This is a genomic window from Microbacterium sp. Bi98 (assembly GCF_918698045.1).
Classification (GTDB): domain Bacteria; phylum Actinomycetota; class Actinomycetes; order Actinomycetales; family Microbacteriaceae; genus Microbacterium.
Genome location: NZ_CAKKLK010000001.1, coordinates 77888 through 89988 on the forward strand (window position 1 = coordinate 77888; position 12101 = coordinate 89988).

At 69.2% G+C, this 12101-nt stretch carries 12 protein-coding genes; 9 read left to right on the forward strand and 3 right to left on the reverse strand.

The features are described from left to right. Position 1 precedes the first annotated feature (1 nt). Complete coding sequence (locus LQZ85_RS00360) at positions 2–265, forward strand: HPr family phosphocarrier protein (protein ID WP_072591532.1); 264 nt, start codon at positions 2–4, stop codon at positions 263–265. 8 nt (positions 266–273) lie between these two features. Here the strand turns inward: LQZ85_RS00360 and LQZ85_RS00365 are convergent, their stop codons facing one another. Next, positions 274–2196, reverse strand: coding sequence for a PRD domain-containing protein (locus LQZ85_RS00365; RefSeq protein ID WP_056280070.1), 1923 nt, complete (start codon positions 2194–2196; stop codon positions 274–276). Positions 2197–2361: 165 nt separating this feature from the next. Between LQZ85_RS00365 and LQZ85_RS00370 the strand changes: the two genes are divergently transcribed. The 8 genes from LQZ85_RS00370 (at position 2362) to LQZ85_RS00405 (ending at position 10091) form a co-directional block, all read left to right on the forward strand. Beyond that, positions 2362–2679 (forward strand): hypothetical protein, encoded by a 318-nt coding sequence (locus tag LQZ85_RS00370; protein WP_053096993.1) that lies wholly within the window; start codon positions 2362–2364, stop codon positions 2677–2679. Continuing rightward, positions 2676–2957: an HPr family phosphocarrier protein gene (locus tag LQZ85_RS00375; RefSeq protein ID WP_053096995.1), complete on the forward strand. Its 282-nt coding sequence runs from the start codon at positions 2676–2678 to the stop codon at positions 2955–2957. Before LQZ85_RS00370 ends, LQZ85_RS00375 begins: the two co-directional genes overlap by 4 nt. Then, entirely contained in the window at positions 2954–4639 is a 1686-nt protein-coding gene (ptsP, locus tag LQZ85_RS00380; RefSeq protein WP_082586683.1) for a phosphoenolpyruvate--protein phosphotransferase, read from the forward strand. The genes LQZ85_RS00375 and ptsP overlap by 4 nt, the downstream gene beginning before the upstream one ends. Further along, positions 4636–6270 carry a PTS mannitol transporter subunit IICB gene (locus LQZ85_RS00385; RefSeq protein ID WP_056280068.1) on the forward strand — a complete coding sequence of 545 codons (1635 nt, stop codon included), beginning with the start codon at positions 4636–4638 and terminating at the stop codon, positions 6268–6270. The genes ptsP and LQZ85_RS00385 overlap by 4 nt, the downstream gene beginning before the upstream one ends. A 67-nt stretch (positions 6271–6337) precedes the next feature. Continuing rightward, the gene (locus LQZ85_RS00390) at positions 6338–6769 is read left to right on the forward strand and encodes a PTS sugar transporter subunit IIA (RefSeq protein ID WP_056280066.1); all 432 of its coding nucleotides are present in this window, start codon (positions 6338–6340) and stop codon (positions 6767–6769) included. Beyond that, complete coding sequence (locus LQZ85_RS00395) at positions 6769–7926, forward strand: mannitol-1-phosphate 5-dehydrogenase (protein ID WP_056280064.1); 1158 nt, start codon at positions 6769–6771, stop codon at positions 7924–7926. Before LQZ85_RS00390 ends, LQZ85_RS00395 begins: the two co-directional genes overlap by 1 nt. 85 nt (positions 7927–8011) lie before the next feature. Continuing rightward, positions 8012–9331, forward strand: a complete 1320-nt coding sequence (locus LQZ85_RS00400; protein WP_056280063.1) for an NAD(P)/FAD-dependent oxidoreductase — start codon at positions 8012–8014, stop codon at positions 9329–9331. Positions 9332–9341: 10 nt separating this feature from the next. Then, positions 9342–10091 (forward strand): alpha/beta hydrolase, encoded by a 750-nt coding sequence (locus LQZ85_RS00405; RefSeq protein ID WP_082586707.1) that lies wholly within the window; start codon positions 9342–9344, stop codon positions 10089–10091. Between the two features lie 19 nt (positions 10092–10110). On the opposite strand, the gene LQZ85_RS00410 is transcribed toward LQZ85_RS00405, so the two are convergent. Together LQZ85_RS00410 and LQZ85_RS00415 are read right to left on the reverse strand one after the other, a co-directional pair. Continuing rightward, positions 10111–10968, reverse strand: coding sequence for a carbohydrate kinase family protein (locus LQZ85_RS00410; RefSeq protein ID WP_053097007.1), 858 nt, complete (start codon positions 10966–10968; stop codon positions 10111–10113). A gap of 29 nt (positions 10969–10997) precedes the next feature. Further along, positions 10998–12101 carry a polysaccharide deacetylase family protein gene (locus LQZ85_RS00415; RefSeq protein ID WP_056280060.1) on the reverse strand — a complete coding sequence of 368 codons (1104 nt, stop codon included), beginning with the start codon at positions 12099–12101 and terminating at the stop codon, positions 10998–11000.

The following is a 12101-nucleotide window of genomic DNA, read 5'->3' on the forward strand; positions in this document are numbered from 1 at the left end:
CATGCCGAGAAGACATGTCGTGATCAGCGCGCACAACGGGGTGCACGCGCGCCCCGTCGCCGAGCTCGTGCGGCTCGTGCAGGCGCATTCGCACGCGGTGACCCTGCGGACGTCGTCGGGCGCGGTCGTGGACCTCAGCAGCGTTCTCGCGCTGATGGACCTCGCACTCGCGCCCGGCGATGCCGTGGTGCTCGAGACGGCGGACTCGGCCGGCGCCGACGCCGTGCTCGACACCCTCGCCGGCGTCCTCGACCCTCGGGGCTGACCCGGCGGTCACCCGTCGATGACGGCGACGAGCTCGTCGAGGAACGCCTCGAAGGTGGTGCCCCGGCGGAGGATTCGCTGCACGCTCTCCCGTTCGCTGAACACCTCGACGAGCTGCTCGAACACCGTCTGGAACGCGGCGCGGTCGCTCTCGCTGAAGGCGGCGAGAGCGACCACCTGCACGCGGCCCTCACCCCACGCTGCCGACCCGTCCGTCACGCCGATCGCGATCGCGGTGCGCGTGGCGGTCATCTGGAGCGCGTGCGGCACCGCGAGCGCGTCTGTGAACGCCGTCGACGACATCCGTTCGCGGAGGATGGTGTTCTCGACGTAGTCGTCGCCGATCAGCCCCGCATCCACGAGGAGACCGCCCAGTCGCCGGATGATCGCCTCCTCCCCCGCATCGGGCAGCGGATAGACGAAGGCGTCGGCATCGAAGTATCGTGCGAGCTCGCCACGGAGCCTGGTGAGGCGTCGGCCCCGCCGGACGCGTGCCGCGGCCTGCTGGATCCGGTCGACATCGGCATCCGTGAGGAACGGCTGGATGCGGACGAAGCGATCGCCGGCAGCGCCCGGCTCGATCGTGCTGAGCACCAGGTCGGTGTCGAACGACGCCCAGTCCGGGTCGACCTTGGTGATGACGCTGGTCACCTCGATCGCGGACCCGAGCGAGCGGTCGACGCTCGATCGGAGCAGCTCGTGCAGCTCGTAATACCCCGGGCACACGATGGTCGCGGTGAGGATCGACTCGGCCTTGCGGCTGCGCTCGAGTCGTCCGCCGACGTGCATCGCGATGTAGGCGATCTCGTCGTCGTGGATGGGCGTGCCGAGGCGATCGTGCAGTCCGCTGGCGATCGAGACCGCCACCTCGAAGATCATCGGATACGAGGTCTTGAGCGAGCGGGTGAGCGGATTGCGGGTCAGCGCGCTCTCCTCGGCGCGACGCATCAGGTTCTGCACGTGCAGGGCGAGGCGCAGCACGAAGGTCTCGTCGACCAGGTCGACTTGGAAATCCTCCGCCGCCCTCGCGATCTCCGCCCGCACGGCCGCCTCGACACCCGGGTCCACGCCGCTGCGGGCGACATCGCCCGCAGCGTCCTCCCCCGGAGCCACGATGCGCGTGAGGACGAGGGACGCGAGATGCCCGCTGTCCCCGTCGCCCAGCGCGACCGAGAAGTGCTGCTGGGCGAGCCGGGCGATCACAGCCCCGACCCGCGGGATCTCCTCCCGCGCACCGGCAGGACCGGCTTCGAGCGCGTGGCCGGCCGCAACCCTCTCGGCGGCGATCGCGATGTGCAGAAGGACATCGGAGATCGCGAGCTCGTTGACGTAGTAGCCCTGTTCTCCGAGTTCGCGCACGAGCTCGGACTTGAAAGGCCCGACGGCGTCGGCGGCGATGACTCCTCCGGCGAGCGCTCGGCGGAACGTCTCGGGGTGGAACGACGCGGCATCCATCTCGTCATGTGCGAGTCGCGACAGCAGACGACGCTGTGCCGCCTCGTTGCCTCGCAGTCGCACGATCTCGCGGTCTCTCTCGAGTGCGAGATCGGTGCCGTCGAGCAGTGTGCGGACGCGGGCGAGGTCCGCCTCGAGAGTGGCTTCGCTCACATGGAGCGCACTGGCCGTGGCGAAGACGTCGACACCTTCCGGCACATCGAGCAGGGTGCGGACGAGACCGTGCAGTCGGTCACGCGGGGCGGAGTCGCCGCTCTGACGCGTGCGCAGTGCGTCGCGAGCCCCCGACCCGGCGCGGTATCCCGCCGGGCCCGACTCGACGGCATCCGCTCCACCGGTTCTCGCGTTCAGCGCGGCGACGTACGAGCGGATGCTGCGCGGGGTGACCCCGAGCTGATCGGCGAGACTGGCGGCCGTCACCCACTCGCCCTGACGGAGCAGGGACGACAGGAGCTGATCCTGACGCTGTCGCGACATGATGCTCCCTCCTCCGTGCCGACCGCACTGTCCTGACGTGACTTCCATGATGTCAGCAAGCGGGGGGCGGTGCTCCGAAACCGAGGTTCCGCAGGGGCGGAAAGGAACCTGTTGGCGAGCACACCCCCCTTGTTCCCAGACTGTTCTCAGGAAAGGTGAGCATCGATGAAGATCCTCGTGGTGTGCGGCGCTGGCGCGTCGAGCACGTTCGTCGCGCAACGACTCCGCCGGGCGGCTTCCGAAGCCGGCCTCGACTGGGACGCCGCAGCCGGCATGGAGCAGTCCGTCGCCGGCAGCGACCACGACCTCATCCTCATCGGCCCTCATCTCGCCGATCGCCTCGAGGCGATCCGCCAGGCGGCGCCCGCTCAGGTGGCCGTGCTCCCCGACGACGTCTTCGCCGATCGGGACGGCACCCGCACGCTGGCACTCGCACAGTCGATCGTCTCCAGCGCCAGGAACACCCCGAAAGGAACATCATGACCGTCTCTCGCACCGTCCGCATCGGCTCATCCCATGGACTCCACGCCCGTCCGGCGAAGCTGTTCGCACAGGCGGCGAAGGACTCGGGGATTCCCGTGACCATCGCGAAGGACTCGGGGAAGGCGGTCAACGCGGCCAGCATCCTCGGCGTGATCGCACTGGCGATCGAGCACGGCGACTACGTCACGCTGACGGCCGACGGCGACAGCGCGGAAGGCGTGCTCGACACGCTCACCGAGCTGCTCACGACCGACCATGATCAGGACGCCGGAGTATGAGCGAACTGCGTGGAGTCGGCATCGGTCTCGGAGTCGCCCAGGGCGTCGTCGTCCGGATGACCGAGGCGCTGCCCGCCCCGGAGAACACCCCCAGCGGTCAGGGAGCCGACACGGAGCGCGCACGTGTCCGCGAGGCCGTGACGGCCGTCGCACAGGAGCTGACGGCCCGCGGCGAGGCCGCCGGCGGCTCGGCCCAGGAGGTGCTCGAGGCGCAGGCGATGATCGCCGAGGACCCGACGCTGCAGGACGAGGTCGACGCACGCATCGACGACGGCGCGACGGCCGAATGGGCCGTGCATGACGCGTTCGCCGGTTTCCGGGCGACGCTCGAGGCCGTCGGGGGCTACCTCGGCGAGCGCGCCGCCGATCTCGACGACATCGCGCAGCGGGTGCTCGCCCGGCTTCGCGGCGTGGATGCGCCAGGGGTCCCCGACCCCGGGCATCCGTTCGTCCTCGTCGCTCGCGACCTCGCACCAGCCGACACCGCGCTGCTGAACCTCGATCAGGTGCTCGCCCTCGTCACCTTCGACGGCGGACCCACCTCGCACACCGCGATCCTCGCCCGCGAGAAGGGCATCGTCGCGATCGTCGGAGCGGCATCAGCCTCGGAGCTCGCGACCGGCAGCCCGGTCATCGTCGACGCCGCAGCCGGAATCGTCACCGTCGATCCGACCGACGACGAGAAGGCGCGCGCCGAGCAGCGCGCCGCCGCCCGCCGTTCGGCGGACGCCGCACCACTCACTCCCGGCGCCCTCGCCGACGGCACGCCGATCCCGCTGCTGGCGAACCTGGGGAAGCCTGCAGACGCATCCGATGCCGTCGAACGCGGGGCCGAGGGCGTCGGGCTGTTCCGCACCGAGTTCCTGTTCCTCTCGTCGGCGCAGGCGCCGACGGTGCAGCAGCAGCGAGAGTCCTATCGGGAGCTGCTCGCGGCCTTCCCCGGCAAGAAAGTCGTCGTGAGGATGCTGGATGCCGGCGCCGACAAGCCGCTGGCGTTCCTCAACGACGCGCACGAGGAGAACCCGGCCCTGGGCCTGCGGGGGCTGCGTGCTCTGCGGGCGAGCGAGGACATCCTGCGCGAGCAGCTGACGGCCCTCGCCGAAGCGGATGCCGCGACCGAGGCGGACCTCTGGGTCATGGCGCCGATGGTGGCGACCGTCGAGGAGACGCAGTACTTCACCTCGCTCGCCCGGGAGTACGGCCTGAAGACCGCCGGTGTCATGGTCGAGATCCCGTCCAGTGCGCTGCTCGCCGACCGGATCCTCGCGCACGCCGACTTCGCCTCGATCGGCACGAACGACCTCACGCAGTACACGATGGCCGCCGACCGTCTGCTCGGCTCCGTCGCGGCGTTCCAGGATCCGTGGCACCCCGCCGTGCTCCGTCTCATCCGTGAGGTCGGCACGGCAGGTGCCCGGCTCGGCAAGCCGGTCGGGATCTGCGGTGAGGCCGCCGCCGATCCGATGCTCGCCGTCGTGCTCGTCGGGCTCGGCGCAACGAGCCTCTCCATGGCGCCGTCCGCCCTGGCGGACGTGCGTCACACCCTGTCGCAGCACACTCTCGACGAAGCCCGCAACTTCGCCGGACTCGCACTGGCGGCGGACGACGCCGCCGGTGCTCGCCTCGCCGTGGCTGACGCCGCGGCACCCCTCCCCCCTCACCAGAAAGAGACGACATCATGACGACGACGTCACCCGCCGCCACGAAGGCAGGCGGCCTCCGAACGGGCGTGCAGCGCTTCGGCACGTTCCTCTCGGGCATGATCATGCCCAACATCGCCGCGTTCATCGCGTGGGGATTCATCACGATGCTCTTCATCCCGGCCGGATTCTTCGGGTCCGAGAGCCCGTTCGGCTGGCACTGGGCCGGTGTCGCCGAGACCATCGGCGGCGGCGGCGATTCCGCAGTGGTCGGCTGGCAGGGCGCCATGACCGCGGTGGCCGAAGGCGCCGACGGCAACATCTTCGCGTACGTGGGCCTCGTCGGACCGATGGTCACGTACCTGCTGCCGCTCCTCATCGCCAACACCGCGGGCCGCATGGTCTACGGCGAGCGCGGTGGAGTCGTCGCGACGATCGCGACGATGGGTGTCATCGTCGGCACCAACATCCCGATGTTCCTCGGCGCGATGATCATGGGGCCGCTCGCGGCCTGGATCACCAAGCAGATGGACCGGATGTGGGACGGCAAGATCCGCCCCGGCTTCGAGATGCTGGTGAACAACTTCTCGGCCGGCATCCTGGGCATGATCCTCGCGATCGTGGGATTCTTCGCCTTCGGTCCCGTGATGCTCGGCATCAGCGCGGTTCTCGGCGGTGCCGTCGACTGGCTGGTCGCGCTGAACCTGCTGCCCCTCGTGTCGATCATCGTGGAGCCCGCGAAGGTGCTGTTCCTGAACAACGCCATCAACCACGGCGTGTTCACTCCGCTCGGCATCGAGCAGGCGGCCGAGACCGGCAAGTCGATCCTCTTCCTGATCGAGGCGAACCCCGGTCCGGGCCTCGGTCTGCTGCTCGCGTTCTCGTTCTTCGGCGTCGGTGCGGCCAAGGCGTCTGCGCCCGGAGCGGCGATCATCCAGTTCTTCGGCGGCATCCACGAGATCTACTTCCCGTACGCGCTGAGCAAGCCGACCACCATCCTCGCCCTGATCGCGGGTGGCGCGGCCGGTGTCACGACCAACATGGTGCTCGGAGGCGGCCTGGCGTTCCCGGCAGCCCCCGGCAGCATCATCGCCGTGACCGCGGCCGCCGTCGGCCCCGGCGTCCCGAACCTGCTCGTGGTCTACCTCTCGGTGATCATCGCCGCGGTCGTCACGTTCCTCATCACCGGCGTCATCCTGCGGGCCTCCCGCAAGCGCGACCTCGAGGCCGAGGGCGACAGCTTCGGCGACGCGATCGCACAGACCGAGGCGAACAAGGGCAAGTCCTCCGCCGCGATGGACGCCCTTCGCGCCTCGTCGGGTACGGGAACTGCCGGAGCAGCCGCTGCGGCTGGCACGGGCGTCGCCACGGACCGTCGCATCGAGAACATCGTGTTCGCCTGCGACGCCGGAATGGGATCGTCGGCCATGGGCGCGAGCGTGCTGCGCAACAAGTTCAAGAAGGCAGGGGTCGAGGGCGTCACCGTCACGAACCAGGCCATCGCGAACCTCGACGGCAGCGCCGACCTGGTCATCACCCAGCAGCAGCTGACCGACCGGGCGAAGGCGCAGTCGCCGAACTCGGTGCACGTGTCCGTCGACAACTTCATGAACTCTCCGAAGTACGAAGAGGTCGTCGAGATGGTGCGCGAACAGCGCGACACCGACGCGTGACAGACCAGGCGGGGCGGGTGCTGCGGCATCCGCCCCGCCTCCACATACTCAGAAAGAAGGAATCACCATGAGCGTTCTCACCCTCGATCAGGTCCGCATCCACTCCGGAAGCAGCACGCAGGAGGAAGCCCTCCAGGAGGCGACCGACATCCTCGTCGCGGCAGGCGCCGTCACCCCCGCCTATGTCGACGCGATGCGTCAGCGCGAGCAGACGGTCTCGACCTACATGGGCAACGGTCTGGCGATTCCGCACGGCACGAACGACGCCAAGGATGCGATCCTCGGATCCGCGCTGTCTGTCGTCCGCTACGACGGCGGAGTCGACTGGGACGGGGAGGCCGCGACGTTCGTCGTCGGCATCGCCGGCCGTGGCGACGAGCACCTCGAGATCCTCTCGCAGATCGCGATCCTGTTCTCCGATGAGGACGACGTCGCGAAGCTCAACGCGGCGCAGACGCCCGACGAGCTGTACGCCCTGCTCTCGGCGGTGAACGACTGATGAAGGCCGTGCACTTCGGCGCGGGCAACATCGGCCGCGGATTCGTGGGGCTGCTCCTGCACGAGGGTGGATACGAGGTCGTGTTCTCCGATGTCGCCGACGCTCTCGTCGACGCCATCAACGCCGTCGATTCGTACACGGTGCACGAGGCCGGACCCGGCGGCACCGACCACGTGGTGACCGGCTTCCGGGCGGTCAACAGCAGGACCGATCCGGATGCCGTGGCCGACGAGGTCGCGACCGCCGATGTGGTCACGACGGCGGTCGGACCGACCGTGCTGCGCTTCGTCGCCCCCACGATCGTCGCGGGCCTCGCCCTGCGCCCTGCCGGAGCCGCTCCCCTGCAGGTCATGGCCTGCGAGAACGCGATCGGGGCGACGGACACCCTCCGGGCGGAGATCGAGAAGGCGGCGGGCGCGGACGCCGAGGAGCTGCTGTCGCGTGCGGTGTTCGCGAACACCGCCGTCGACCGCATCGTCCCCGGTCAGCCCGCAGACGGCGGCGTCGACGTCACGGTCGAGCCGTACTTCGAGTGGGCGATCGAATCCCAGGCCTTCGGCGGCGCGCTGCCGAACATTCCCGGCGCTCATTTCGTCGACGATCTCGCCCCGTACATCGAGCGCAAGCTCTTCACGGTGAACACCGGCCACGCCGCGACGGCGTACTTCGGCGCACGGGCCGGCATCGAGCGCATCTCCGACGCCCTGGCCGACCCCGACATCGTCGCACGCGTCTCGGCCGCTCTCGAGGAGACCTCCGCGGTGCTGGTCGCCGAACACGGGCTCGACCCGGCCGAACTGGCCGCGTACCGAGCGACGATCCTCGAGCGGTTCCGCAATCCGGCGCTCGTCGACACCGTGCAGCGGGTCGGCCGTCAGCCGTTGCGCAAGATCTCCCGACACGAGCGCTTCATCGGACCGGCGGCGATGGCTGCCGAGAGAGGGCTCTCCACGATCGCGCTGGTCGGCGCGGTCACCGCAGCGCTCGAGTTCGAGGATCCCGATGACGAGCAGGCGGTCGAGCTGCAGCAGCTCCTGCGCACGGAGGATGCGCTGGCGTTCACCTCGTCCGCAACGGGGCTCGACCCCGAGCATCCGCTGTTCCCGGCGGTCCGCGACGCAGTCGTCTCCCGTCAGACAGCACTGAACGCCTCCTGACGACGTCGCACGCCGTGTTCTGCGCCCTCTGCCGATACGATCGGCGGAGGGCGCAGTGGCGAGCACAGCGAGGTGCGGGAGCAGCATGAACAGATACGCCGTCATCGGTGCAGGTCCGTCGGGCCTCGCCGCCGCTCGGGCGCTGACGAAGCGCGGCGTCGGGATCGACGGGTACGAGGCCTCGACCGGTGTGGGCGGCCTGTGGGACATCGACAACCCCCGCAGCACGATGTACGAGTCCGCGCATCTGATCTCCTCGCGCACGACGACCGAGTTCGCCGAGTACCCCATGCGTTCGACCGTCGACTACCCCGACCATCGGACGCTGCGACAGTACTTCGAGGACTATGCCGAGCACTTCGGTCTCACCGGGCTCTTCCGGTTCGAGACGACCGTCACGCGACTCGAGCCGCGGGACGACGGCTGGGATCTCACGAGCTCGGGGCCCGACGGCGAAGAGACCCGGTGGTACGCCGGCGTCGTGCTCGCGAACGGCACGCTCGCCGAACCGAACGTGCCGACCTTCGTCGGAGAGTTCAACGGCGAGATCATGCACACGAGCGAGTACAGGTCGGCCGCACAGCTCACCGGCCGGCGTGTGCTGCTGATCGGGGCGGGGAACTCGGGGTGCGACATCGCGGTGGATGCCGTGCACCACGCCTCCTCGGTCGACATGAGCGTCCGCCGCGGCTATTACTTCGTCCCGCGCTATCTGTTCGGCAGGCCGAGCGACACCCTGAATCAGGGCCGTCCCCTGCCCGCGCGCGTCAAGCAGGCGGTCGACAGCCGGGTGCTCCGGGCGTTCACCGGCGACCCTGCGCGCTTCGGTTTCCCGAAGCCCGACTACCGCATCTACGAGGCTCATCCGATCGTCAACACGATGATCCTCAATCACCTCGGGCAGGGGGACCTGCGTATCCGCCCCGATGTGGAGCGCCTCGACGGCACGACCGTGCGCTTCCGGGACGGGACGTCCGACGACTACGATCTGCTCCTGCTCGCGACCGGATACCGGCTCGACTACCCGTTCGTCGACCCACAGCACCTGCACTGGAGCGGCGCGGCACCACGGCTGTTCCTCCACGTCTTCCCCGCATCGTTCAACGGTCTCTTCGTGATGGGCATGATCGAGGCGTCCGGCATCGGCTGGCAGGGGCGGTACGAGCAGGCGGAGCTGCTGGCCGCATACCTGGACGCGGCGGAGAACGATCCGCCTCGGGCGGTGCGATTCCGCGATCGGGTGACCTCCGAGCCGTGGCCCGATCTGACCGGCGGCTACCGATACCTGCGCCTCGACCGCATGGCCTACTACGTGAACAAGGACGCATATCGGGGTGCGGTGCGACGCGAGCGATCAGCGCTCGAGCGGCCCCTCCCCGAGCACGCTCACATCCGCACCCCGTAACGTGGGGCGAGTGCAGAAGAAGCGTGGTCGTCGTGTCCTGAAAGTGATCCTCTGGGGAGTCGTCGGCGTCCTCGTGATCGGCATCGTCGGAATACTCGCCTGGAGCCAGATCGGCGTCATGTCGGCCGAGAAGGATCCGCTCGCCAGCGTCGAGGACAACTCCGCCATCCATGTCGAGGACACCGAGCAGGGGATCGTGCTCGCCCCGGCCGACGGCGAATCAGACCTCGGCCTGGTGTTCGTGCCCGGTGCGAAGGTCGATCCGTGGGCGTACGCACCGATCCTGCAGAGCCTCGCCGAAGAGGGCGTCACGGTGGTGATCACCCGCCCGTGGCTGAACCTCGCGTTCTTCGATCTGCGCGGTCTCGACTCCTTCACCTCTGCGGCCCCCGACATCGATGACTGGGCGGTCGGCGGACACTCGCTGGGCGGCGTGCGCGCGTGCCAGCTCGCCGCGGATGCCGAGGCACTCGTGCTGTTCGGCTCCTACTGCACGACGGACGTGTCGGACACCGATCTCGCCGTTCTCAGCATCTCGGGCAGCGAGGACGGACTGTCGACGCCCGAGAAGATCGCCGACGCTCGTGACCTGCTGCCGGCCGACGCCGAGATGGTCGAGATCGAGGGAGCGTCGCACGCGTCGTTCGGCGACTACGGGCCCCAGGCCGGTGACGGCGAGCCGACGATCTCGAGCGACGAGATGCACGCACAGGTCTCTGAGATCCTCGATGCCTTCATGGCGGACGTCGCCGCGCGCTGAGCAGCGTCGACTGCTCCGCTCAGCCGATGACGGGGTCGAGCAGCGGATGCAGGTGCCGTGTGCCCAGCACGGATGCCGCCGCGCGTGAGCCCGCAGCGAGGGCGTCCGGAACGCAGGCCCCCGAGAGCCGGGCATCGAGGACGCCGGCCAGGAACGCGTCGCCCGCGCCATTGGTGTCGACGACATCGACCGGCACGGCTGCGACACGGTGTTCGGTGCCGTCTGCGTCGATCGCGACCGCCCCGTCGGCGCCCAGGGTGCACACGGCGAGCGAGGCGCCGCCAGCGACGCATGACCGGAGGAAGCGCACCGGATCGGCCAGACGGTCGGCGTTGCAGAACACGGCCTGCGCTGCAGCGAGGAAGGGCCGGTGGAACTCGGATTCGCCGTCGTAGTCGTGCACGTCGACCCAGATCGGGCGCCCGGTCGCGACGGCCGCGGGGAGGAGTCGTAGCGGCTCGGCCGCGAGGTCGAGCACGATCACCTCAGCGCCGCTCATCGCGGTGTGCAGAGCTGAGTCATCTCTCCCGTCCGTCGCCGAGGGGGACGCGAGATACAGCGAGACTCGCTTGCCCTCGCGGGTCATGAGGTTCAGATGGCGCTCGGTGGCGTCGCCCGTTCCCCACCGCGCACGCACACCGGCATGTGCGAGCGCATCGCGCACGCGGTGTCCCGGTTCATCCGCCGCGGTGAGGGCGTACAGCAGAGCGGAGCGCCCGAGCGAGGCGAGTGTGAGGGCCTTCCCCGCGCTCGTGCCGCCGACGGTCTCCCAGGTCTCCTCGGCGAACTGCATGTGCGGCACCGGCTCAGGCAATCGATCGAGCACGACGATCGAGTTCCACGATGCCGGTCCGGCTATGAAGACGGTGGCGGTCATGAGTACATCCTGCCGTCCGAGACCCCGGTTCAGCCGATCCGCTTGATGAGCGAGTCCAACCCCATGCCGTAGTCGATCCGCACGACGGGCAGGGCGAGCTTGTCCGTGCCGATCTCGACATACCCGGGCTCGATGGTCCGCGCCATCTCGAACCCGGCCTGAGCGACGCCCTGCTTCGACGTGTCGTCGAAGTGACCGAACGGATACGCGATCACCTCGCGCACCCCGAGCACGTCGGCGGATGCGTTCAGATCGGCGGCGATCTCGTCCGCCGTCCAGTTCACCATCCGGCCCTTGCCGTTGTCGCCGGCCTGATGCATGTCGTGCGTGTGAGATCTGCGAAGGACGTACATCGACGGCGCGGGGTCCTGGCGGTCGGCGGTGATCATGAACGAGGTCGACAGCAGCCTGTGCGCATCGATCACCGGAACCGCGAGGTCGAACCAACTCTGGTCGGCGTCGTCGTCGGTGATGATCACCGAACGAGCAGGCAGCGACAGTCGACCGTCGATGAACGCGCTGAGCTCATCCCAGGTCGGCAGGTAGAAGCCCGTCGTCGCGATGTGGTTCATCTGCGCCTCGAAGTCGCCGATGTACGCGTAGTTGCCGCGGAGCCAGCCGGTCTCGCCCTCGGGGTTCGAGGTGAACTGGTGGTACATCAGGATCGGGACCTGCACGTCCGCCGCGGCATTCGCCTCGGGCGTCGTCCACGCCGCGAAGAGCTCGATCTGCTGATCGACGCACACGACGGGGTCGGCTCCGTTGATCCGCGCGGCGACCGTGCCCCCGGCGGCATCCGCTGCGGTCGAGTACCAGCCGGCGAACACCCGACCGTCCTGCGCCGGTATCGGAAGCGCCACGTACAGTGCGTCCTGCCGCTGCAGCATCGGTTCCTGCGGCGCACCGTCGCCGATGAAGCTCACCGCGCACGCGAGCGGGTCGCCGGCATCCGCGACGAGCTGCTGCGCAGGTGTCAGCGGACGCTCGATGGCGTCGCCGCCCGCTCGCGGCACGAGCACCTCGGGCACTCGGGTCGACCATGAGAAGGCCGCGATTGCACCGCCGACGACGATGACGACGGCGCTGACGATCACTGCGACGCCGATACGGCGTCGCTTCCCCCCGGAAGCCAT